At 36.7% G+C, this 25,961-nt stretch carries 17 protein-coding genes and 1 pseudogene; 5 read left to right on the forward strand and 13 right to left on the reverse strand.

Annotated features, from left to right (window positions below; translation table 11 throughout):
• Positions 1-124: 124 nt before the first annotated feature.
• The 5 genes from AC27IF_RS18730 to AC27IF_RS18750 all read left to right on the forward strand — a co-directional run bounded on the left by AC27IF_RS18730 (position 125) and on the right by AC27IF_RS18750 (position 8,843).
• Positions 125-1,042 carry a LysR family transcriptional regulator gene (locus AC27IF_RS18730; RefSeq protein ID WP_487055874.1) on the forward strand — a complete coding sequence of 306 codons (918 nt, stop codon included), beginning with the start codon at positions 125-127 and terminating at the stop codon, positions 1,040-1,042.
• Between the two features lie 192 nt (positions 1,043-1,234).
• Positions 1,235-1,954, forward strand: coding sequence for a hypothetical protein (locus AC27IF_RS18735; RefSeq protein WP_487055875.1), 720 nt, complete (start codon positions 1,235-1,237; stop codon positions 1,952-1,954).
• Positions 1,955-1,962: 8 nt separating this feature from the next.
• Positions 1,963-2,925 carry an ABC transporter substrate-binding protein gene (locus AC27IF_RS18740; protein ID WP_487055876.1) on the forward strand — a complete coding sequence of 321 codons (963 nt, stop codon included), beginning with the start codon at positions 1,963-1,965 and terminating at the stop codon, positions 2,923-2,925.
• Positions 2,926-2,938: 13 nt separating this feature from the next.
• The gene (locus AC27IF_RS18745) at positions 2,939-6,124 is read left to right on the forward strand and encodes a response regulator (protein ID WP_487055877.1); all 3,186 of its coding nucleotides are present in this window, start codon (positions 2,939-2,941) and stop codon (positions 6,122-6,124) included.
• 169 nt (positions 6,125-6,293) lie between these two features.
• Positions 6,294-8,843 (forward strand): ankyrin repeat domain-containing protein, encoded by a 2,550-nt coding sequence (locus AC27IF_RS18750; protein ID WP_487055878.1) that lies wholly within the window; start codon positions 6,294-6,296, stop codon positions 8,841-8,843.
• A 120-nt stretch (positions 8,844-8,963) separates the two neighbouring features.
• Here the strand turns inward: AC27IF_RS18750 and AC27IF_RS18755 are convergent, their stop codons facing one another.
• The 13 genes and pseudogenes from AC27IF_RS18755 to AC27IF_RS18815 all read right to left on the reverse strand — a co-directional run bounded on the left by AC27IF_RS18755 (position 8,964) and on the right by AC27IF_RS18815 (position 25,935).
• Positions 8,964-9,887, reverse strand: a complete 924-nt coding sequence (locus tag AC27IF_RS18755; protein WP_487055879.1) for a hypothetical protein — start codon at positions 9,885-9,887, stop codon at positions 8,964-8,966.
• 140 nt (positions 9,888-10,027) lie between these two features.
• A complete protein-coding gene (locus AC27IF_RS18760) occupies positions 10,028-11,137 on the reverse strand; it encodes a bile acid:sodium symporter family protein (protein ID WP_487055880.1) in 1,110 nt (369 codons plus the stop codon).
• Between the two features lie 88 nt (positions 11,138-11,225).
• Positions 11,226-11,456: pseudogene (locus AC27IF_RS18765) on the reverse strand (polysaccharide lyase family 7 protein); the annotation flags it as partial.
• Positions 11,457-11,535: 79 nt separating this feature from the next.
• On the reverse strand, positions 11,536-11,721 hold the full coding sequence (locus tag AC27IF_RS18770; protein ID WP_487055881.1) for a hypothetical protein: 186 nt from the start codon (positions 11,719-11,721) through the stop codon (positions 11,536-11,538).
• 85 nt (positions 11,722-11,806) lie between these two features.
• Positions 11,807-12,949, reverse strand: coding sequence for an aldose epimerase family protein (locus AC27IF_RS18775; RefSeq protein WP_487055882.1), 1,143 nt, complete (start codon positions 12,947-12,949; stop codon positions 11,807-11,809).
• Between the two features lie 60 nt (positions 12,950-13,009).
• On the reverse strand, positions 13,010-14,032 hold the full coding sequence (locus AC27IF_RS18780) for a Gfo/Idh/MocA family protein (RefSeq protein WP_487055883.1): 1,023 nt from the start codon (positions 14,030-14,032) through the stop codon (positions 13,010-13,012).
• A 29-nt stretch (positions 14,033-14,061) separates the two neighbouring features.
• Positions 14,062-15,597 (reverse strand): sulfatase, encoded by a 1,536-nt coding sequence (locus tag AC27IF_RS18785; protein ID WP_487055884.1) that lies wholly within the window; start codon positions 15,595-15,597, stop codon positions 14,062-14,064.
• Positions 15,598-15,749: 152 nt separating this feature from the next.
• Complete coding sequence (locus AC27IF_RS18790; RefSeq protein ID WP_487055885.1) at positions 15,750-17,243, reverse strand: sulfatase family protein; 1,494 nt, start codon at positions 17,241-17,243, stop codon at positions 15,750-15,752.
• A gap of 171 nt (positions 17,244-17,414) precedes the next feature.
• The gene (locus AC27IF_RS18795) at positions 17,415-18,977 is read right to left on the reverse strand and encodes a sodium/sugar symporter (protein WP_487055886.1); all 1,563 of its coding nucleotides are present in this window, start codon (positions 18,975-18,977) and stop codon (positions 17,415-17,417) included.
• 321 nt (positions 18,978-19,298) lie between these two features.
• Positions 19,299-20,396 carry a FecR family protein gene (locus AC27IF_RS18800; RefSeq protein ID WP_487055887.1) on the reverse strand — a complete coding sequence of 366 codons (1,098 nt, stop codon included), beginning with the start codon at positions 20,394-20,396 and terminating at the stop codon, positions 19,299-19,301.
• Entirely contained in the window at positions 20,386-20,955 is a 570-nt protein-coding gene (locus AC27IF_RS18805) for an RNA polymerase sigma factor (protein ID WP_487055888.1), read from the reverse strand. Before AC27IF_RS18805 ends, AC27IF_RS18800 begins: the two co-directional genes overlap by 11 nt.
• 88 nt (positions 20,956-21,043) lie before the next feature.
• The gene (locus tag AC27IF_RS18810; protein WP_487055889.1) at positions 21,044-22,552 is read right to left on the reverse strand and encodes a tryptophan halogenase family protein; all 1,509 of its coding nucleotides are present in this window, start codon (positions 22,550-22,552) and stop codon (positions 21,044-21,046) included.
• A 125-nt stretch (positions 22,553-22,677) separates the two neighbouring features.
• On the reverse strand, positions 22,678-25,935 hold the full coding sequence (locus tag AC27IF_RS18815; RefSeq protein ID WP_487055890.1) for a TonB-dependent receptor: 3,258 nt from the start codon (positions 25,933-25,935) through the stop codon (positions 22,678-22,680).
• Between the last annotated feature and the right edge of the window lie 26 nt (positions 25,936-25,961).

Genomic DNA, 25,961 nt, shown 5'->3' on the forward strand with positions numbered 1-25,961 from the left:
TTGTTAATTACCTGATCTAATTTATGTTGACTATGCTAAGTTTAATAACTAAATTAAACAAATGAATAGTTCTAATACCCAACTATTCTTAAATTAAATAGTGTATTGATTGATCGAGGGATATATGAAAGTAGATTTAAACTTATTTATTGTTTTTGATGCCATTTATTGTGAAGGGAATATCACCAAGGCAGCCTTAACATTGCATTTATCCCAACCTGCCGTTAGTCATGCATTAGCTAAATTACGTAAGCATTTTGATGACCAACTCTTTATTCGCCAAGGCAACGAAATGAGGCCTACAGCGGTGGCTAAAAATGTTATTGGTGATGTTAGAGAAGCCTTGCATCAATTACGCGTATGTTTGCTGCAATCACAACAATTTGAGCCGATGACCTCTCGAAAAGAGTTTACTTTATCGGTTGTGGGCTCATTAGAGCCAACCTATTTGCCGCTGTTTATGGACAGCCTTATTAAAGAATCTCCTCACATAAGTTTAAAAAGTAACCGTCGGGTAAGGCGTAGCGAATTAGAAAATAAATTAGCCAGTGGTGATATCGATATGGCGTTAGATACGCTAGTACCTGTTAGTGATAACATCGCTCATACCCAGTTAGATAAAGATCAACATGTTGTTCTGGCAAGAAAAAACCATCCGGCTATTACTGAAAAAAAATTAGATTTAGATACCTACCTCAGTTTAAGTCACATCTTAGTATCTACACGCTCTAGCGGCCCCGGACTTGAAGATTTCGAACTATCTCGTATCGGGTTACATCGTAAAATAGCATTAAGGTGCCAACACGCGTTATCGGCTGGTAAAATCATCGCTAACAATGACATGTTACTTACTTTGCCCAAAATTGCGGCAACTATGTATGCGCAAATGCTAGATCTTGAAATCCATCAAATTCCCGTAGAATTGCCCGCTCTTGATGTTCATTTATATTGGCATGTCAATGTTGATAAAGACCCTGCTCATAAGTGGCTCAGAAATAAAATAATCATGGCGGCATCTAAAGCTTCTTCAGCTATTGATTAGTGTTTTCAGATTATTTTAAAGCTGATTTGCTCTTTGTTAGCGCTCATTTATATAAAGTTAATATACCTCAATCACTGCGCCTCGATTAAAACACGCTTAATTTGAACAAATTTTGCCCCACAAAGATCAACGTTCTCTAGTTATTTCTACTATATTTATTGAAACAACCTAATTCGATGAACATGGAAGAACATGAAATTACTGATATTACTACTCATTATTATGAGTTGTACTCAAGCCCATGCAGTAGTTAAAAATACTGCAGGGGGCTTTATAGATATCAATCTCTACCCCTATTTATCTGATGTGGATAGTGACAACACCATCACTTTCAATGTTGCAGCAAAATTAGCAAACCGATTTTCTTACTTTTCTCTCACTAATTTTGGTAACGAGGGGGATGAAAGTGCACTAACCGAAATAAATACTTTCTATACCGAACAAAATATACGTTGGCAGGTAAGCGAGGACTCACCCATTGATCTGACTCTACAAATGAATTTTCGCTCAGGAGATGATAACGACAGACATAGAGTAGGCTTTCGATGGCGCATCAATGATACAGAATTTTTTAACAGTGCATTTAAAGCTATCAATTTAAGCTGGTCTATTAACTTCCATGTTAAGCAGTTTGATAATGCTCCTGAAGATATCTGGCAAATGGAGCATGTTTTTAGGATGACATTTCCTTATATGCTAGATAACCGCCTCTATTTAGCTGGATTTATTGACCATACCTTTAATGAAAGCTTACCCGATAGCTATCCAAGTAGCCCTATGGTTGGTGAAGTACAGCTAGGTTACCGACTTATTGAAAATTTCTTTCTTATTACTGAATTTCGTGTAAATGAATACCGACGCTCAGATGTAAATAATATCGCCATGGGCGTAGAGTACTTAATCAAGTGGTAACTTACCTTATGAAAAAAAATACCTATCTAAAACAGCTTATTTTATCGCTTTCTATTTTAATTTGCTTTCAAGTCTCATCACAGCAATACAACATTGGTTTAGCCGTTTGGTCCGGCTACCCAAAATGTGTACAAGGCTTTAAAGATGCTTTAGCAAAAAATGGACTCAATGCCGGAGAAAAAGTTAACTTTATTGAGGGTGATATTGGCACAGATAAAAGCTTACAAAGAAAAGTTGCTGAAGGATTTAAAGCACAAAATGTCGACCTAGTATTTACCCTTACCACTCCAGGCACCACCATTGTAAAGGAAGTCATGCCTGTGACAACGCCCTTAGTATTTTCTATTGTCACATATCCTGCAGATTCTGGACTCATTGAGTCATTTGAGTATTCAGGCAATAATTTGGTTGGTACCAGTAATTATGTATCATTAAGCCATGCCATTAAATTACTCCTTAGCGTGCTCCCTGAAACGAAACAAGTCGCCATTTTCCATAGAAAAGGTGAGCCAAACTCTAAAATACAGTCTGCCAATTTATATCGCTTGTTCAAACGAAAAGGTATCAAAGCAATAGATGTTGAAGCGACAGATATTGATGACTTAAAAGCCAAAGCATTAGCGCTAGTCGATACTGTTGAGGTATTTGTTACCACGACAGACACCTTGATTCAAAGCGGTGGTGAAGAAGCATTAATTGAGCTTTCTTTAGCCCATAAAATTCCAATTTTAAGTGCCAATAAAAAAGGTATTGAACAAGGAGCAACTTTTGGCGTTGTAGCTGATTTTTATCAATTAGGCTATATGTCAGGAGAGATGGCAGCTCAAATTCTCATAGATAAAGTAACCCCAGAAAGTATTGAGTCTCAACTACAAAAACCTCCCACTTATTTATTTAATCAAGCAAGTATTAGGCAACTAGATATTGATGTTCCTGAGCATATAAATTTTAAAATTCAATGGACAAAATAAGTAGCGTTTATAAATGAAATTAATTCCTAAAGTCATCAGTATTTGCGTTTTAGTTGCCTTAATTATTGTTGGCATATTAGGTTACTTTGTTTATTCATCACTGAAAAATGATCGCTTACAAACCATCGCAAAAGGTATGAACAGTGATGTTGCTTTTATGGTGTCGCATATAGAGGAACAACAGCAAAAAATAGCTGATATTAGCCAGATAATTGCTCGGAATCGACAAGTAAAAAAAGCGTTAAGTATTTTTGAAAATCGCGGTATTAGTCAAGAGCTCAATGATTTAATCGAAGTTTATCCCTTTATTAATTACATTCTCGTTGCTGAATTGGATGGCACTATTTTTTCGACTAGCACTCGCGACGGCCATAAAAACAGAGTCAACGGTGAAGAGTTATTGCTTGAAAACATTAAACTTCACCCTCTTTATTTACAACCTAGCCATGAAAAATTGGGACTAAGTTCAATCGGACATGACCCATACCTCTCTCGTATAGACATCAAAGATGATGTTGCTCAATGGAGCAGTGTTAACATCACAAAGCGAGGAAGCATTATTGGTGAGTTAATCATTAGTATTGATTGGCGTAACATAATAATCGACCAATTAACGCAAGATGTTAACGAGCTAGCAGAGTCTAAAAGCTCACTGATCGGTGCCATCATTAAAAACAGTGCCAATGAAATTATTGTCACACAATTTCAGAAAAATTCGCAAGCCACTCAAAGCTACAATGAAACCAACATCTCTTACAAAAATGCTAATGTGCTTTCATCTCAAAAAGTATTCAACCTAGGTCAAGATAAGTTAACGTCTTTATTGCTCTTCGATCGCCATATTGAAATGCAAATCATTAAAGACCTCGGTGTGAATATTTTAATGGTCAGTCTTATAAGCGTTTTAGTAATGAGCCTACTGTTATATATGCTGCTAGGTAAAGCGCTCTTATCACGAATTAATCAACTACACCGATTTACCACAGGTATAAGTCAAGGCAAGTTAGACTTTCAAGTAGCCGATTTAGGCAAAGACGAAATAGGAGATTTAGGTAAGAACTTTAATACCATGGTACAGAATTTAAGCCAAAGTATGACCTCCATTGAAAAGTTAAATAAAGAGTCTTCATTAAAGAAAGTAGCAATACATGAGCTTGAAGAAAAATCCAATCAATTAGCCTTGGTGATTGATAGTGCCTCTGCAGGTATATGGGATTGGGATATAAATTCTGGTGAAGTAGTATTCGATGAGCGATTAGCAGAAATAATTGGCTATACCGCAGCAGAGTTAAACAATCAAACCATTAAAGATTGGATGGAATTCGCTCACCCTGATGACGTGAATTTATCGACAAAACTAATAGCACAACATTGGAATAAAGAAACCGATAGATATCATTGTGAAGCAAGAATGAAGCATAAAGCTGGTCATTGGGTTTGGGTATTTAATTCAGGAAAAGTAGTTGAATGGCATGAGAATGATAAGCCAAAACGCATGATAGGTACTCACATTGATATCACAGAAAGAAAAACTAATGAAAAAATGTTAATCGAAGCCAGAGAAGCAGCAGAGCAAGCTGCAATCGCTAAAAGCGAGTTTCTAGCAAGTATGAGTCATGAAATTCGTACCCCAATGAATGGAGTGCTGGGTATGTTAGGTTTGGTTGTGGATACCAAGTTAAATGAAGAGCAACAGCATAGAATTAACATTGCCATGAGTAGTGCAAAGTCATTACTTAATTTAATCAATGACATACTTGATTACTCTAAAGCAGATGCAGGAAAAATTGAAATAGAAAATATAGATTTTAACCTTCGTCATTTATTAGGCGAACTTGCCGAATCTTTAGGCTTACAAGCACAAGTAAAAAATCTTGAACTCATTTTAGATGTCACCAAAATAGATGAGTCTATGGTGAGGGGAGATCCAAGCAGATTGCGACAAATCATCTCCAATATCATTAGTAATGCCACTAAGTTTACCGAAAGTGGCGAGATTGTTATTCAAGCAGGTCTCATTGAAAATGAGGATTCATCATGGCGCCTCGATTGTAAAATCACAGATACTGGCTTAGGTATCCCTGAAGATAAGATTTCCACCATTTTTGATTCTTTTAGCCAAGTTGATTCATCCACCACGCGCAAATTTGGTGGCACAGGTTTAGGCTTAGCGATAGTAAAACAACTTTGTAATTTAATGGGTGGCGAAATAAGCCTTACTAGCACTGTTGGCCAAGGTAGTTGCTTTCATTTTTATATCACTTTACAAAAAAGTAAGAAATCAAAACGAGTATTGCCTGAAGTCGATATCAGCAATTTAAAAATACTGATAGTCGATGATAATATCACCAACCGAAAAGTGATGCGTGGCCAACTAGAACACTGGGGAGCTAGAGTCTTTGAGGCTGATAGCTCCCAAAAGGCTTTACGACTTTGCAAACGAGAATATCATGATAATAATAAACCACCGTTTGATATTGCTTTTCTCAATAAAAAATTACCCTATCTGGACGGTACAGCGCTAGGTAAAAGATTAAAATTAGACGAGCAATATCAACATATTAAATTAATTATGATGACCTCAATGGGACACTTGGGCGATGCCCGTCTTTACGCAGATTTAGGTTTTGATGGTTATTTTCCAAAACCAGCCACCACTGAAGATCTTTTTGGCGCTTTATCAGTTGTGGCCAAAGGTGGCGATATTCTCGAAGCCGCAGAGCCCCTTGTCACCAGTCACTATTTGAAAACATTAAGACCTGCAACAGGCAAATCAATCAAGGGGGCAGATCTAACAGATATTTCAAATGCGCATATATTACTGGTTGAAGATAACCGTATTAACCAAATGGTTGCAAAAGGCATCTTAAATAAATTAGGTTTACACGCTATTGATATTGCCGATAATGGTATTAAGTGTTTAAACAAGCTTAATCAACAAGACAATGATAAAAAATTCGACCTCGTACTTATGGACTGCCAAATGCCTGAAATGGACGGCTATGAAGCGAGTAAAAAAATACGTAATGGTGAAGCAGGCGAATTGAATAAATCTATTCCCATTATCGCCTTAACCGCGAACGCTATGATAGATGATAGACAAAAATGTTTAAACGCTGGCATGAGCGATTACTTATCAAAACCCTTAGATGCTGAACAGTTAGTAATAAAGTTACTGCATTATATAAGTCGCGCTTAGTGGCTAATAGTAAAGTATCTATATTGGATTAACATAAGACTGAGATATGCGATAAACTAAAATCCCAACATTTAATAAAATAATAAATAGAATGCGTTATATGAAATTATCTAAAATATTTATAACATTACTACTGACTATAATTGTTATATCAAGCAAAAGTTTTGCAATGTATAACAATAAGATAGCGACAATAAGTAATAAAAGTGCTGGTATACCGTCTATTTTACAAAGCAAAAACAAATCTTTGCTTATACTCCATGAGCGCGCTTTTTTATATGGAACACATAAAAGTCGTGAAGAGCTTCTTTCATTTGCACGAAACCACTTACCTAAACATGACATTATATTTAGTGATGAACTTAATGTTCGGCACAAATACATTGATGTCAGTAACATAACAGCCTTGAAAAATAGGCATTATTCGATTATTTCAATAATTAATGTTCATCAAGACTTTTATGGTAGGAATCAAGGGAGCGTCGCTTACACTAATACATTTTCAGCCGATGGCACACAAATCATATCCCATAAAACTTCAGCCCATAAAAGTAAAAAATCGACGACTGAAGGTGAAAATAAAGTCTCGTTTCAAAGCGCAATAAAAAATCTTAGCGAACTTGAACAAAACAACTCATTACAGTTACAGCAGTCGACTATAGAGAAATCAATTTATCATTTTAGCGGCCAAAATAAACTCTTTGATAAACTCATTTTTGTCATGTTTGGTTATGAGCCTGATGGCTTTAAATCAAATGCTAATTATAGCCATGAAGAGATAATTCAGCATATTCCTGATGATTTTGATTTTTGGAGTTTAATACTAAAATCCGTTGATGGCAGTACAAGGTTCCCATGGAAAGCTAACGAGGAACTCACTAAAAGTATTGTCAACTTTCTTCCGATAACAAAAGTTAGACATAATGATATTGGGCGAGCAATATTGATCGCTGGCCTAAAATTTGAAAACCCTGAGATTGTTTATACTATGCTCGATAAAGTTGACCCTATCTTTACAGCCGATCCTAGAACAGTCACAAAAATTTTTCAACTGGCTGATATGAATAGTATTCCAAGTATTATCGACCCGTTATTAAAATATAAAATAGATCTAAAAATCACCTCTAAGAAAGAAGGGTTTGCTTTAATGCATTACTCTGCTTTGAAAGCAGCCAAAACTGGTGATTTTTACTTTGTAGATAAGTTACTCTCTATTAATGCCGATATGAATGTATTCAATAGGCAGGGCAATACCCCACTCACAAATTCACTCGCTCATTACCCTCAGTCCGGTATGAACAAAGTGCAATATGTTAAAGAATTACTCAAAAGAGGAGCTGATTTAAATACCGCATCAACTGCTTTACCTGCAAATTTACCACTCAATTTAGCCATAAATTCAGGCGACTCTGAACTAGTAAAATTAATGCTAAATAGTGGTGCTGATATCAATAATAACTACCCCGACATCCAGCCAGCTTTATCGGTAGCATTTACTAAAGAAAATCCAGAGCTAATTATTGATTTGCTTAACCAAGGAGCAGACCCTCATGGTGGTAAAGGGGCAAAAATTCCGCCAATAATTGCGGCCTATAACGCTAATTATACTGAAGTCACATCTAAATTAATTGAAAAAGGAGCCGATTTTGATGCCAAAGATGAGGCCGGAAAAACACTCTTACACTATGCCGCTGCAAGCGGTGATAAAGGTGTTATTGATGCACTAATTGCTTCTGGTGCAGATATATTAGCCAAAGATAGAGATAAGAACTCAGCTCTGTATTACGCATATCCTCATCCTAGTTTAGAGTTTGATGATAATCGTCGAGCTATTATTGCTACTTTAGAGGCTGCTGGATTAGATCCTGATAAAAAGAATTTATTTGGTTATACGCCAGCAGATAATTATAAACTTGGCCGAGAAAGCTGGGGAAGAGAACAGCAAATCAGAAAAATGGAAGAGCTAACTCAACGGCAAGAGCTAAACTATAAAAGACAACAGTTAGCCGCTCAAGAATTAGCTCGTGCTCAAGCTGAAAGTCAAAGAAGAATAGCTCAAGAGCGACAAATGCGTGCACAAGCGGCAGAAAAAGAGACTGGTTTTAATTGGGGTAAAGCGTTAGCGATGGGAGCGGGTTTCGCCATAGGGGGCATTGCCGAAATGGATACACAAACGCAAGCTGACATTATTGGCGGCATCATAATCGATAGTATGCCTGGCGTAGAAGGAATATCTAATACACAAAGCGCAGTCAATGGCATGCAACAAAGATACGCAGCAAATTCAACTGCTAACCCTTATACTTCCAGCAATAACAATGCTGCCAACCATAATTTAAACTCTACTCCAGCAAAACAAAACTATTTAGCGCAAAGAGGAGCTTCCGGTTGCTCGTCTGATCCCAATGTGCAGTTAAACTCGATTTGTAGAACCGCCGACGTTTATTACAATCGATATTTACAGGTTAGGCAAGAGCAAGGTGATTTGGCAGCAAGACAGATGTACGAGATACATGTGGTTACAGCCAAACAAGCATTGCGTTTTAAAGAAAGTAGCAAGGTGCTAACTGGTATCGATTTATCACCTTCTTCTAATAATGCTCGTGCTCCAATTGCAAAACAAATTCGCAATCAGAGTTCAGGACTTGATTGTAATGGGCAGCCGATAGGTGCTGCTAAAAAATCATCAGGAGGCGGCTCAGGATCCTGTAGGGAGTAATTATCCAGTTCAATCACAAATCAACTTACTGAGTTGAAAAATATTAGGCTTCGAATTTTATCGAAGCCTAACTTAAATAATAATGTTCAATGCACAATCTATTGCTACTAACCGGCTTAATTAAAAGTCAAAAGAATTAAAGTTTAACTCAACGGCTTTTTCTTTCGAGTGAGGTACGATAGCAACCTCATTTAAAGTGCGAGTTAAATTAATCATCCCTTTTCGATAACTATAACCATCACCATAACTCAACTTCCTCAATGATGCTTTTGCATGCTTGACGAGCTTGCTATGTACATCACTGTCGATAATTTCTTTTAATAAGGCTGCATAACGCTCATTTTTACTAGCCCCTAATGCCTTACATCCCCAAGCTAGCGCATCAGAGTCATAATCAGTTGCCGTAGGATATTTACTAAATAAAATTTCGGCTAATACATCAAGCAATTCAGTATCATTTTCCTGATATTTATAAAATTTTTGTACTGTACGCCTAAACTGTTCAATATCTGAATTTAACAAATGAAATGTATCTTGTTGTTTCATTGTTAAGCCTGACTTCATTACTACGCTATTCCTTCTAGATTCTGCAGTAATAGCGGCTAAATTAACAGTACCCTTTTGATAAGTATCAATAACAAACGATGCATTTTTTCTTAATAGTTTTTTTCGTTTAGATTTTTGTTTATCTAATGCTTTATCAGCATACTTTGAAAGTTTTGCATTACCTGTCATAGCGAGCACTTCTTCCAATAAGGGAATGTATCGCCCGGTTTTTTCCTTCGCTAATGCATTACAAATCCACGCGTAAGTGTCAGATTCAGCTGCAGGCATATATCTATATTTAGTCCAAAGCGTTTCAGCCAAAGCATCCAAAACCAATATATCTGGTTCATCTTTTTTATAGTACTCTTGTGAAACAGACTTTAGATCATAGAGTCGACCTGAAGCTATTTTATCAATAGCAATTTGACTCGAATTCGCGAATGCATTTACAGCATATAGACACAAAGATAAGATTAATACGCAAAAGATCAACTTCATTTATAACTCCATGATATGACTTGAGAGATATTTTTAATAAGAATTATTTCTATATTAATCTAAATATATATTCTCTCAGTCACATATTTACAAATATAACAATCCAAAAATTGTATTAGAGTCTAGCCAAGAAAGCATCTTTATTTTTTAGGGTTTTCTAAATCAATTCCTTTCGAATTTTTAATAGGTTTCCCTTGCCACCATACTGCTAACGAAGATCCTGTGATATTCATTAAAGGGCCAAAAATAGCTGGAGCTAATCCCATACTGGCAACACGTCCCATTTCAAGAGCTATTCCTGAAGCTAACCCTGAGTTTTGCATGCCCACTTCAAAAGCGATTGTGCGCGCAGAGGATTCATCCATTTTTAATAACTTTGCACTAGTGTAACCCAATACAAAACCAAGTATGTTATGTATCAAAACTAAAACAATCAAAAATAGACCAATATTCAACAAGTTGTCACGCCCCGCAGCAGTAATAACAGTAATTATCACAGCAATGCCTACCATAGAAATTTTAGGCATAGTTTTATCTACTAATGAAAATCGACCATGAAAAAAATGATTGAAAGCTAAACCGGCAATAATGGGTAAAATAACAATCTTACTAATACTAAAAAACATCGCTGTAGAGTCAATAGGAATAAACTCACCAGCAAATATCGACATGTAAAAAGGAGTAATGAAAGGGGCTAATAGTGTAGATATTGCCGTTAGGGATAAGGAAAGTGCTAAGTTCGCCCCTGAGATATAAGCCATGACATTTGATGCCAAACCACTGGGAGAGCAGCCCACTAAAATAATACCAGCGGCAATTTCTGGCGGTAATCCAGACATACTCGCTAGGGTAAAACCAATAATCGGCATAATCGTAAATTGCAGTACTAGACCAATCATTACGCCTTTTGGCATTTTAGCAACGTTGGCAAAGTCTTTAACACACATAGAGGTACCCATACCAAACATGATTAACATTAGTAAGGGTACAATAAGTGCTTTGTATTTGAATTCACCAAAACCAAGAAATAGCTCAGGGTAGTATAGTGAGGCGCTAACAGCAGCAAAAATAACAAAAGTAAAAGCGAAACCACTATAGTTTTTGGTCATTTTTAAAAACAGCACAAGTAATATAAAAAATGAAATAACAATAGGACCTGACATTGCCCATTGTTGAAAAACCATTAAAGAGGCGCTAATCCCCCCTAATAAAAGCGTTAAAATACCGATCAATGTCCTGATTGAGATCATAAACATACCTAACGTTAATAACTTAATACCTAGGATATAACACCAGCTTAATGATTTACATTATCTTACCTTAATAGATTCCATCGGTTTACATAGGTTTATTTGAGCTTGCTGTGGCTAAGTGCATAAAAGTAACTTGAGTATAATCACCGTTTACTTTGTCAGTGGCCCAGCCTCCTGTACCTGGGCATGCTGGATATCTAAAGCTTGGGTGATCTTTCGTGCTACATTGATTGTAAGCTCCTGCTTTGAAGTGATGTCCTTCGCCTGTATAGCCTTTAGGATGATCGAGTTCATCAACATTACCAAAAGCATCAATAATCTAAATACTCAAGACAATAAACTAATACCACTAATATTTTAAACTTTAAGTTAATGCAATCCTAAATTGAGAAATTTCACTCACCATGGGATTGCCCTTCGCTAACAGAGACAATTGACTGAAGATTTGTCGAGACATTTTTCACATTGGTAATGCTATTCGTTAATGACTCCCCTTTTTCCTCAGCAAGTTGCACACCATTCAGTACCTCTTCAGTGATGTTTATCATTTGCTCAATAACGTTAGTTATTTGACCTTGCACCGCTTGAATAGATTGCTTAATTTCTTATGTTGCCTCAACCGTTCATTTAGCCAACTGCCTAACTTCATCCGCCGCAAACACTATATTAGATGATAGAAAAAACAAATTTAGTTAAAGAATAAAATGGTTTATCTGGTGTTAATATATAACTATTAAATCGTTTTTCTGCTGGAGCATTGGGTAATTGTCCTGTTTCAATACAAATACCTTGATAGGCTCTAGCAGGGATACCGTGCTTACCAATAACCGTATTATTAAGGTAATTAGCACTATAAAGCTGTGCTCCCTGCTCAGTACTATATACGCGTAGAGAGCGTCCTGATTCCTGATGATACAAATGAGCAACTTCTGCTAATTCACCTCGTTTTTCTTGTGCTATAAAATAGTGATCGTAACCACGAGCTATACTTATCTGCTGATTGGATGAGAAGATATCTCTTCCGATAGGTTTTGCTTGTCTAAAATCAAGGGCAGTGTCTTTTACTGATAATAGTTGGCCAGTAGGAATTGAGTCTAAACCCAACTCTACAAAGGTTTCAGCATTGATAGTTAACTGGTGATCTAATATATCACTGCTGCCATTACCTGATAAATTAAAGTAGCTATGCTGAGTAGGATTGAAAATAGTATTTTTGTTAGTTTTTGCTCGATACTCAACGAAAAGTTCACCGTTAACAGTGACAATATAGCTTACCTTAACTTGTAACAACCCCGGATAACCTTCATGGCCATCAGGGCTAATTAATGTCAAATGCAAAACAACACTATCAGCTCGATTCTCAGTTGTTGCATTCCAAACTTGCTTATCAAAACCTGCTAGACCACCATGTAACTGATGCGGAGGTCGGTTAACACTCAACTGAATGCTTTTATCACCAATATTGGCAAGACCATCTTTTATTCTATTGGCATAACGACCGATTAATGCACCGAAAAAACGGTTCTTGCGCTGATAATCCGATAAATTATCATATCCCAGAACAATATCTTGCCAATGGCCCATGCGATTAGGTACTTCTATGTGAGTAATAATACCACCATAGTTAATCGCTTTAACTCGAATATTTGGGGTCGATAATACATACTGAGTTATACGCTCCCCAGTACTTAATACGCCATAATCTGAGACAGCAATCGTCGACTTTTCTAGCTGAGTTGAATATGAATACGCATTAAAAATAGCGCTATTTAACGCGAATAAAATAAAAAGAATATACTTTGTCATCATGTTTCTATTTATAATTGGCAGTGCTCAGTTAAGGCTAAATTTCACTTAAAAGAAAACTAGTTAAGTAAAACACTCATTGTCATAGGCTAAACCCCACTGTTTTCTTAGAATATCCATAATATGCATAATTTCTAGTGTTTTATTGTGTGGGACAATATTACTTTCAATTTGTTTTGTACGAATACATTCCATTACGTGTTCTATTTCAAAAGTGAAATTTTCATCTTCACTAAATGGGTAATTAAATACTTGAGATTCTTGATCGGGGAAAAAAATATGCAACTCTTGTGCAGCTAAAAACTCAGGTATTTTGATATAGCCTTTTGTGCCACTGATAATAGCTTCGGTCGGCGCGTGATGGCTAAATGAAGAAGATAACATGGCTCTTTTGCCGCTGCTTTTGTTACTCCCAGTAATGCCATCATATTCAAAAAGATAAAATGAGCGATCATCCACTCCTGTATCTCCTATAACTGCTGAACTTTTAATACACGACGGTTGCTCATCAAAAACTATTGAGGCAAGAGTTATTGGATAAATACCAAGATCAAGTAATGCACCGCCAGCTAATGATTTTTTCTTTAATCTGTGCTCTGCGTTAAAATCACCATGGATACTGAAATCAGCTTTTAGCGTTAATACTTCTCCTATAATATTATCCTTAAGTAAGTCTTGAAGCTTCAAAATAGCAGGTAGAAAACGTGTCCACAAAGCTTCCATTAAGAAGAGTTTTTTCGATTTCGCGAGGCTAATGAGTTCTTGGCATTGTTGAACATTAATAGCCAGAGGTTTTTCACATAACACGTGCTTACCATGTTCAAGACAGAGTTTGGCGTGCTCAAAATGAAAGCTGTGTGGTGTAGCTATATAAATAGCGGTTATCTGAGGATCAATAACTAACGAATGATAATCTGTATAAGTTTTCTCAACATGATGTAACCTTGAAAAAGCATCTGCTCTTTCTTGTGATGTTGAAGCAACAGCCAATAACTTCCCAGACGCTAAAGTATTTAACCCTTTAGCAAAAACATTGGCAATTTGACCGCAACCAATAATCCCCCAGTTAATCTGTTCATCTTGCATCACTACTTTACCTATACTTTTTTGTTAGCTTAAATTACTGGTTTCCATGGATTAACTCCATGTTTTTTCTTTAAGAAAGCGGCATCAACTTCTTGGTACCATTGATGCAACTTCTCTTGTAATTCATACACTTTGTCAGGATTTTCTTTAGATAAATCCTTATTTTCAGAAATATTATTTTGAAGGTTATAAAGGTGAATTTGACCATCTTCAAAACGTTCGATAAGTTTCCAATCACCAACGCGGATAGCTGCTCCCGGAAAACCGCCTTGATTAGAGTAATGAGGATAATGAAAATATAGTGCTCTGTCTTTTTCAATATCATCACCATTTATGACCGATTGCAGCGATACTCCATCCATATGTTGCTTAGGGACAAGTGGAAAACCAGCTAAATGGAGTAAGGTTGGATAAAAATCAGTGGAGACTACCGGAATATCAATTTTTCTGCCATTAAATGATGAATTTGGCATTTTTATTATAAAGGGGACTCTTATACCTCCTTCGTACAACCAACCTTTTCCTCCCCTTAAAGGTAAGTTGGATGTTGGCGAACCTTCTGATGTTGATAAACCACCGTTATCTGAAGTAAACACTACAATAGTATTATCATCTATGCCGGCCATTTTTAATTTTGAGAGGATGCGGCCTACATTCCAATCCATTTTGTTTATCATAGCCGCGTATGTTGCGTGGTTTTGTTTGACTCTAACATATCTATTTTTATCTGTAGGCCATATTTGTTCTTCGATAGAGAACTCTTTTATTACCTCTGCTTTTTGAACCAGCCCCTTATATTTTTCGATGACCTTCTTTGGAGCCTGCAGAGGCGTATGGACCGTATAAAAAGACATGTACATGAAAAAAGGCTGCTTTTGCTTAGAATATCCATCAATAAGATCAATTGCTTCATCAGTTAATCTATCTGTTAAATATTCACCGTCAGGTCCGTCAGAAAGCCTAGGGTTTTTATAAGGCGAAAAATATCCGTTTGGTGGTTGCCCATATTTCCCTCCTCCTATATTGATATCAAACCCATGATTTTCAGGCCAATATTTTTGCTCCTCTCCCAAATGCCACTTTCCTAAGAAGGCAGTGTTGTAGCCATTCTCTGAAAAGGTTTCAGCCATTGTTTTCTCGCTTAGGGGCATTTTTTCTAACAAATCTGCAGGGTTAAATTTTTCTGAACGATGAGGCCAACCGCTGGCATGAAACCAATCTGTTGCGTTAACTCTAGAAGGATGACGGCCCGTTAATATTGCATATCTAGATGGACTGCATACTGGACTTGCAGCATAACCATTAGTGAATTGAACACTCTCTTTAGCCAATTTATCTATATTTGGCGTTTGGTAAAAGGTACTTTTGTTATAAGAAGAAATATCTGAATAACCTAAATCATCAACTAATATAAAAACCACATTGGGCTTTCGAACATTCTCTTTTGATGGACTAACGTCAGATACTCCAGCTTGTCGTAGGTTTTTGGCATCTGCCACCACCATCACAAGCAAGGAGATTAACAACGCAAATATTTGTCTGCTTGATAAACCGTTAATACACATAACCAACCTTTTTTTTAAAAGTACTTTTGTATAAACGAATGAATCAAATGAATACCCTAACTAATACAATTCAAACATTGCATTAAATCAATTTTCGAGGATTATTTAGAGTAAATACAAGCTTTGCAAAACCTGTATTTACTCTAGAGAAGTTATTTACCTGATTTAATAGTTGCAATTTTTTCTTGTAGTAACTGCACAATTTCAGGGTGCTGAGAGGCGATATTATTCTGTTCATATTTATCTTTAGCTAGATCGAATAATTGTGGTTCATTTGATAAGCCATTTTCAATTGCAGTTTTATTCGCTAACCAGTCTGGAGTTGTTCCTTTAAATGGCGCAACATATTTCCAATCACCGCTGCGAAGAGACAAGGTAAATGATTCTTCTAACATATCTTTACGTCCCGCTTTGCTCGCATCTAATAATGCCGGTAACATATTTTCACTATCAATGGCTTCGCCTTCAGCAAGAGTAGTTCCGGTTAATACTGCCAGTGATTTATAAAGATCAATATGGCTTATTAAGGCATCACTATCTCCTGACTTCTTCATTCCATTTGGATAAGTCACTATCATAGGCACACGTGTGCCTGCTTCATAGGCACTGTATTTACCACCACGAAAACCGCCCGAAGGGTTATGTTCACCACGTAACTCTTCCGCTTGGTCGGCATATCCATCATCCATTACTGGGCCGTTGTCACTGGAGTAGATTATCAGTGTATTGTTATATAATCCCTGCCTTTTGAGTTCATCAACAATGCGCCCTGTCATCCAATCCATCTGTAAAATAGCATCACCTCTTGGCCCCATGCCTGATTTACCCGCGAAGAGTTTATTGGGCACTCGTGGCACGTGAATATCATGAAATGGAAAGAAAAGCATGAAAGGTTGCTCTTTTGCACTGTCAATAAAATCAATTGCCTTGTCGGTAAAAACAAACGGAAAATCTTCATCTTTCCATTCGGCAGATTTTCCACCTGCCATCCAACCGATTCGGCTGATGCCATTCACTATGGTTGCGCTGTGTTGCAAATCCGCGTGTTGTTTTAATAGCTCAGGACTTTCTGTGCCAACAGCGCGCTCGCCAATACGTTTTTCATAACTCACTGTAATCGGATCGTTGAGATCTAAATTAACCACTTTATGATTTTCTAAATAAACCGTTGGTACCCTATCGCCTGTTGCAGGCATTAAAAAACTATAATCAAAGCCCAATTCTATTGGCCCTGGCTTCACATCTTTATTCCAGTCAACAAAACCATCACCTAAACCTAAGTGCCATTTACCAACCACCGCTGTTTTATAACCCGCGCTCTTTAACATCTTTGGCAAAGTAGGCTTTGTATGGTCTATGATCAGTGGCGCGTCCCCTGGTAAAATGGCGGCATTATTTCGAAAAGCAAATTGCCCTGTTAGTAATGAATACCGAGAAGGTGTGCAAGTGGCCGCCGAGCTATGAGCGTCGGTAAATCTAATTCCTTCATTAGCCAAAGCATCTACATTAGGGGTTTGTGCTTGTGTCATACCATAGCTACTCAAATCACCATAACCTAGATCATCCACATAAAAGATTACGATATTCGGTTTTCTAAGCTGTGGCTGTGTGTTCAGTGTCTTTTGCTGCTCAATTGCTTGGGACATAACTTGTGTACTGTCATTTGATACTTTAGAACAAGCTGAAATCAGCAAGCATGCAAATAAGCAAGTTAGCAACAGTGTATATTTTTTAATTTTCATATTAACCTTCAATTTTATTTTCCAGTAATTGTTCAATTCTACTAATAACGAATGCTTTCATTTTTATGTTTTTTATTACCACCACATAACATAAAAAACGATTAATAAAGCAGTACAGACTATTGCCGCAATGTTGTAAGTTTTGTCAGTTTCAAAGCAAACATCATCTAAGTTGACACTTTTATCTTCACTTCTTTCTGTGGTTTTTAATGAAACAAATACCGTTAAACAAACGCACATTAAAAAGACAATACCAATACGGTCCATAAAAGGTAATTCAGGTAGAAATACTGCAAATGAGATTGAGAAAACGGCAGAGCCAATAGCTGCAGCTAATGCACCCTGTGACGTCGTTCTACGCCAGAACATCCCCATCAAAAATATTGTCGTGATACCCGGCGAGAATAAACCTGTAAACTCTTGAATATATTGAAATGCTTGCTCAAACTTCCCTAATAATGGCTGAGCCATAAACAAAGCAATAACCAAAGAGGATAATGTAGCAATACGACCAACAGTCACATAATGGTGCTGAGTTTTATTCGGTTTAACTTTGCTATATAAATCCATAGTGAAAATAGTTGAAATACTATTCGTCATTGATGCTAAAGACGAAACTATAGCCGCAACAAACGCTGCAAAAATGAGCCCTTTAATACCTATTGGCATTAAAGTCATCATAGAAGGATATGCTTGATCGGGTTTGTCTAAACTTGGGTAAATTAATGCAGCTGCTATGCCAGGTAAAATGACAATGATTGGCATAAGAATCTTTAAATAAGCAGCAAAAGCTATCCCCTTCTGCGCCTCGTTAAGGCTTTTAGCCGCTAAAGCACGCTGAATGATGTATTGATTAAACCCCCAATAACCTATATTCATCACCCATAAACCACCAATAAGTACAGAAATTCCCGGTAAGTTTTTATAATTTGGGTTATCTGACGATAAAATCATTTCAAAATGGCCAGGTAACTCTTGAGTTAGCACACCTAAACCTACTAAAACCCCTTTGCCATTTGACACTGTATCAAGAGCTAAATAACTGAGTAACAATCCGCCAAAAACGAGCAGTACTACTTGAAGAATATCCGTATAAGCAACTGCTTTTAAACCGCCATATAGTGAATAAGCAATGGAAAATACCGCGAGAAAAATCATACCGACAAGCCAGTCTACTCCTGTGACGGTTTCTATTGCTAAACCACCTAACCAAAGTACTGAGGTTAAGTTTACAAATATAAATACCGCCAACCAAAATAAGGCAAGGGTTGTTTTAACTCGGCTATCAAAACGTTGCTCTAGATATTGTGGCATGGTATAGATTTGATTTTTTAAAAATATCGGAATCAAATACTTGCCAACAATAAACAGGGTGATAGCCGACATCCATTCATAAGAAGCAATGGCTAAGCCAATGGCGTAACCAGATCCCGATGCACCAATAATTTGCTCTGCAGATATATTAGCAGCTATTAATGATGCCCCAATAGCCCACCAAGGCAGTGCTTTACCCGCAAGAAAATAGTCTTCAGTATTGCGCTCATGATGTTTATCTTCTCTAGAAATCCACAGTGCAATGCCTATAAGACCAATAACATAGGCGACAAACACCCCGATATCGACAGTATGTAAATTCATTTATTCTTCCTTATCTATTCTTGTAAATTTTTTATTCTTTTTGCTAGCATTGATGCAAAAGCAAACGATTTACGATTTCATAATTTCCATCACCAGTTTTACACCATGATATGTATTACTACATTTGAAGTAAGGACGTGAATACATCCTCAATAACCTATTTTTAGACACAACTATCCCTAGCCGAATCAAATACTGGCTTATTCACAAATAAATTAATCGACTAGGAAAGGATAAGTCATACATCACTAGTGATGCTTGAAGATGATGACACTTAGTCAGTAGCGTGCTGAGTATCTAGCTAATGTATTGCGAAATACGTTAGCTAGAGTTTTTTTGGACACTCAAAATTATTCTTGAGTTATCCACATGTTCAGCGTGTATATTAAAATTTTTACTCAAGGTGGCTAACAACAAATCTATATCGCCAGTTTGAAATCTGCCGATAATTTTTACGTTTTTAATTTCTTCGCCACTAAGCTCTAATTTCCATGGAGAATAACGGTTAATTTCATTAATAGCTTCATGTAAAGACTCCCCCTTAAAAACAATTTTCCCATCCATCCAAGAAAGTTTTGTTGCTATCTCTTTTTTAACTTGTTCAATGATGATCTTCGACGCTTCAAATTTTTCATTTAGATTTAGGTTTATTTTTTCGCCTGCAGTTACTGCTAACGTTGACTCTTCATCATCAATAATGAGCTGACTTAATGTATTAATAAGCTTATCACCGCTGGCTTGTGCACTTTCTAATAGCTCTGAAACGACCACAGTCCCCTCTGTAACAAGGAGTTCAATAGCAACATTATTATAATGTTGAACATTAAATGCCGTGCCAATCGCTTCAATGGTTTTATCACCCGCATGCACTAAAAATTTTCGGTGTTTATTATGGGCGACATCAATATGTACTTCGCCTTTTTTAAGCACTAAGGTACGCTGAGAAGCTGTATACTCAACTCTAACTTCACTGTTAGTATTTAGGGTGATAATTGAATTATCTGGTAATTTTATTGTTGAATGCTCACCTACTTCAGTACGATAGGTGGTCAAAATTTCACGATAGCCAGGGTTCGCGTTTTGCAGTACATAATCATTATAGGTAGGTAAAACATAATAAATACTTGTGAGTAAACAAAATAAAATCGATGCGGCAATTTTATAGAGGCCAGTATTCCGATACCATTGATTACGTTTTTTATACGGGAACACTTCTGATAGTTGGCTTAAAACATCAAGGTTTTCCCAAAGAGCCGCCATTTCTAAGAATTTTTCTCTATGTTCTACTGACTGGCCAAGCCACTCTTTTAAATGTATTTCACGCTCAGGAGTTAAACCACGATCAAGTTCAGATAGCCAACGCAGAGCCTGCTCTAAGATCGGATCTTCTTCAGGTAAGCAGGTGACATTATTTTGCATATCTTCCCCCTACCTTAATTTGTTGCTTCGACTCATTCTGTGGTTTTACTTTATCCATATGCCTTTTTAACCGTTTCATTCCATTAACAACATGATTGTCAACGGTTTTAATACTAATATTCAGTTCTTCAGAAATTTCAACTTGAGTGAAGCCATACACTTTTTTTAGTACAAAAACTTTTTGACATTGCTTAGGCATACTTCTGATCACTTCACAAAAATTACCAAAACTTTCATGAGTTACCGCTGACTCGTAAGTAATATCCCTTTCTTCTATTTTATAGTCATGCTCATGCTCAACGCCATCTGCTAATTTAACTTCTGATTTTTTGTTATAATCTAAAGCTAAATTTTTTGCCATTGTATATAACAATGAACTGTGATGTTTTTTGCTATTATCATTCTCTGATTGTTTTTGTTCTAACTGACACAATTTCAGATAAGCTTCTTGAACTATATCTTCCACCTCTGCAGGTGGTGCCATTTTAGAAATGTAACTCATCACTTTGGGTCTGATAGCCAAAAAAGACTGAACTAAACTAAACTTTTGTTTATGCATTTAATCATTACTTTTAATCCTGATATTATATAAACGAATCACAATTAATTTTACCCTACTTTTTTTTCGCTATATTTAGATTAAAGCTTTACCTCGATGTTAATAATCTAGATAGATATTCATCGTGGGTCAATAATTGTTGAACATTATGTCGTAACGCCCCTTCACTTTCAGTTAATATTTTTTTGATTAACTCAAATTTTGACGCATCAACAGTAGGGTCGTAGCTATTAGGTTTAACCCTCATACCTTCAAGTACCGCATACCAGCTGTCTGAGGCAAATAAATCCAAATCGTTGCGCATTAATCGCCCTTGGCTTTTAAAAAGGGCTAACTTATTTTCCAATGATTCAGGAATAGCATTATTCTGCCACATAGCCCAAAAATCAGAATCATTGCGTTTACTGACACAGTAATGCAAAACAATAAAGTCTCTAATACTGTCATATTCAGCATCCATTAATCGGTTATATTCATTTTGCGTCACTGTAGCTAAATTTTGATCTGGCAACATTTGTACGAAATTTAAAATACCTTTCATGATGAGGTGAATACCCGTTGACTCTAATGGCTCTAAAAAACCTGAAGATAAGCCAACAGCTAAACAGTTTTTACTCCAAAACTTTTTACTTTTGCCGGTCGTAAAACGCAAAATTTTAGGGGCATTTATTGGCTTTTCAGTAACCTGGCTAGTTAATAAGTCTAGCGCTTGCTGATCAGTACAAAAATTTTGGCTAAAAACAAAACCGTTACCGGTACGATTTTGCAAAGGTATTCGCCAGCGCCAGCCATTTTCATGTGCTGTTGATTCAGTATAAGGTGCGAGTACTGACATTTTATCGGTTTGCATAACCGCTGCGCTATTCACTGGTAAGTATTGCTGCCAATCTTCAAAGCCTACTTTCAACGTTTTTTTCATCAGTAAGCTAGTTTGGCCACTGCAATCGATAAAAAAGTCACCGCTAATAAGCTGTTCTGTATTCAAGTGTAAGGTTTTTATTCTACCGTCTACATGCTGTTCAACACCCTTAACATGCGCTTTAATTAACTTAACACCCCTATTCTGTGCATATTCGGCTAAAAACTTGGCGGCTAAACCGGCATCAAAATGTAATGCATAAGCCGAGCTTGATAAGTTATTTGGCTTTTTCGGATCCGGAATATAGAAACGATTTTCCTTTGCCATGGCAATCGCTGGTGAAAAATCTGTTAATTCAAATTGACCACCATGAATATGATCTTTTAACCAGTGTTGATAAAATTCTTTACCATCAATTTTGCTGCCTATTTTACCGAATGGATGCCAGTAGGTTTGACCTTTTTCAACCCAGTCAACAAACTTAATGGCTAATTTAAAGGTTGCATTAGTTTTAGCGATAAAATCTTGTTTAGAAATATTTAAAAAGTCTAATAAGTCGACAAAAGAAGGGATAGTGGCTTCGCCAACACCCACAGTAGGAATATCAGGGGATTCAACCAAGGTAATTGAAACGTCGGTATTTTGTAATACATGACTTAACACTGCAGCTGAGATCCAACCTGCGGTACCACCACCCACAATAACGTAAGATTTTAGCGGTTGATGATTTTCAGACATAATGTTATTTCTCTATTACGTTAAATCCATAACTATACCGGTTACTATTCAAGATATAGCGTTTGGAATAAGAACCGGTATATAAAAATAGAGGCGCTAAGACCTCTATTTTCATTTACTTAAGACTAAAACTTAGCCCTTACGCCAATTTGGTAGCGAACACCAGCATACTCAACTTTACTAACACGCTGAGGAAGATCAACATACTCCACGCGACCTTCATCAGTTAAGTTAATACCCTCTAATGAAACCGTAAAAGTATCATTAATGTCGTATGAAATACTGGCATCTAACTGCCCATAAGCAGCGGTATGAACCGGTAAAGCAGCGGCGATACTTTCATCGGCACCATCTCTCGCATGCAAGAAATCATCACGCCAGTTATAAGCGAGTCTTGCTTGTAAGCCATCTTGATCATAAAAGGCAATAAAGTTATAAGAATTTTTAGCAAATCCTTCTAAAGCATTACCTGGGTCGGTAATACCCGGTTGGTTAAATGGCTCAGCACCATCATCTTCACTGTCTGCGTAGGTATAATTTGCTTGCACACCAAAGCCACTTAAAAAGCCCGGTAAGTAATCAAAGTAATGCAAAGCGCTTAACTCAACGCCATTGACCGTACCACCAGTACGATTTTGTTTGTTCGTAGTGGTTTCAGGTAAAACACCATCGGTCACACGGTCTAACACATCTTGGTCAATAACAGCATCACCACTATAAGGTGCCAAGTTACTTTGTGTGGAAATAAAATCCGTTATATCTTTATAAAAATAAGCAATTGAATAGGCATTACCATTGTCTTGATAATATTCTAGTGATAAATCAAATTGATTAACTTTATATGGTTCTAAAAATGGGTTACCTGATTGAGTGGTAATCTGTCCGGTATTATCAACCACAATACTTTGGTTTACACCCGTGTCACTAATGGCTGGGCGTGAGATGGTTTGTGCAATCGCAGAGCGGAGGAATAAGCCATCATTCAAGTCAAAATTGATATTAAAGCTAGGTAAAAAATATTGACTGTCTGTTTTTTGACTAAGCGGTAAAGCTTCTGAGTAGGTAGTATCTAACCGTAACTCAGAATCATTAGAGCTTGGATTTATTTTTATTGTTAATAGTTCCTGACTAAAACCATGTGCAGTATTTTCAATATCAATATAACGTAAACCGAAGTTCCCTGACCAAGCAACATCACCAATTTCACCTTGCAAATTTACCCGTGCATAAGCTGATAATGTTGTTTCATCATTTTTATATGAAGGAGCTGCATCAAAAGATTCTTCATTCCACTTTTGACCCGCCGCTAATAATGGCGAGCCTAAAGTATCATCAATTCGCCACCCCGTTACAGGATCATTGTACCAACTTTTTTCCCCTATGCTTTGTACAGCATCGATATAAGCATTCAAATCTTTTATCACTAGCCAGCTTCGAGGAAATTCACCTGATTCACCACTTAAATAACCTGGGTTATCGCTTAAACCAAAAATTTCCTCAGGATTATCAAAAGTCACATTTGGCGCACCGCCACAAGGTGTACAGTAACCACCGTTGTTATTTAGGCTATAGGCATAGTTACTGGTTGTACGATCTAAATAAGCCACACCAAATTGTACTGACTCAACTAACTCTAAATCTAACTCATAAGTTGTATCAAGCTTTAACTCTGTCACTTCATCGTCTATTTCATTGGTACTAGCACCATTCCAGTGACCTCGAATACCATCGATATCATTAACATCAATAGTTGAAGTGGTATTTAAAACATCCCCTTGACCATAATCTAAAGTAATTTCACGGTTTTGAGGATCATCAGGTAAGGTAAAGTGAGGAATAAATTGTCTTTTAATATGAGTCGCTTCAGCGGTTGAATGAGAAGCGTCAAATTCAATAGTTAAATTATCTTTAATGTATAGTGTATTAAAGCCAAAAGACCATGACGTAGAATCTTCACCTAAAACACGGTTTAAACTATCGATATTATTATCTGTAATATTGGCACTAATTAAAGTTTCATTATCATCTATTACCGCACTATTATATTGTGTTGCTTGTGTCGGAATTTGTATACCAAGGCTAGTTGCTTGGCGATCTAAATCTGTATATAAAACATCAAATGTAGTCACAACTTCATCTGTAGGTGCCCATTGCATGACTAAGTTAGCACCCGTTCTTTTACGATTTTCATCATGGCTTTCAAAAGCTGCTCGACCTGGACGTCTAAATCCTTCTGCGTCAGAAATAACATTACCGTCTAAATCTTTAACATCATCAGTTAAACCTTCAGGAAGCGTATATAACTCATGCCAACGGTTGGTACGATATTTATCAATACGGCTATTGGTTTCTTTGGTTGAGACAGCAAATAAAACCCCGAAACTATCATCAGCAAAGGTATTACTCACCACGCCTGAAAACTCAGGATCTATTTCTTCAGATAAATCATTATAATTCGCTTTAACTGAACCAAGTGCATGAAAACCTGGGCTATTAAAAGGTTTAGCGGTATTAATATTGATATAAGCACCAATACTGCCTGTTGTTAAATCTGAGGTTGGTGTTTTCTTGACATCAATACCTGAAATCAACTCTGAAGCCAGCACTTGAAAATCAAAATCTCTCCCTCCGTCCGTTGTTGCTAACGTGCGGTCATTAATTTTTATGACATTGAATTTTGGTCCAAAACCACGAACAGTAACTTTTGAGCCTTCACCATTTTGACGTGAAATGGTAACACCTGTTATTCTTTGCAGTGACTCTGCAGCATTTTGGTCTGGAAACTTACCTATATCTTCAGCAACAATACTATCTTGAATACCGCTAGCATCTTGCTTTAATGCCATTGCTTTAGTTAAGGCGCTTCGAACACCGGTTACCTGAATGACTTCAATGTTATCTTTATTATTTTCTTCTGCAGCAGCATTTGTACTTAACAGCGTTGTAGAGGCTAGGGCAGCAATAACGGCTGTCGATATTTGATTTTTTTTCATCATGTCATCTGTCTCTTTATTGTGATCATCTATTATAATAATTAGCTGACCTTCCTCATCGACATCTGCTTTTAAACCAGTATTTTTCAGCATTATTTCTAATGCTTCATTTACCGTATAAACCCCTTTTATCTGATGAATACGTTTATGTAAAAGGACATCAAAAGGTAAAATAAAGGTAAGGTTCGCTTGCTCAGCAAATTCAATGAGTGATAGCGCAGCTTTCTTTTGTTTCACATCAAAGTTATATTTTTTATCTTCAATTAACTCTTGAGAAATAGCCATGGTGGAAATTGACGTTAACAAGACAAATGAAGCACTACAAAAAATAGACTTATTTATGTCACCCTTCATTTTTAATAAGGGCTTTTTTATAAACGATTGATACAAATGAATACCTTAAAATTATTTTTATT

The sequence above is a fragment of the Colwellia sp. KS18-150 genome (genome assembly GCF_057551365.1).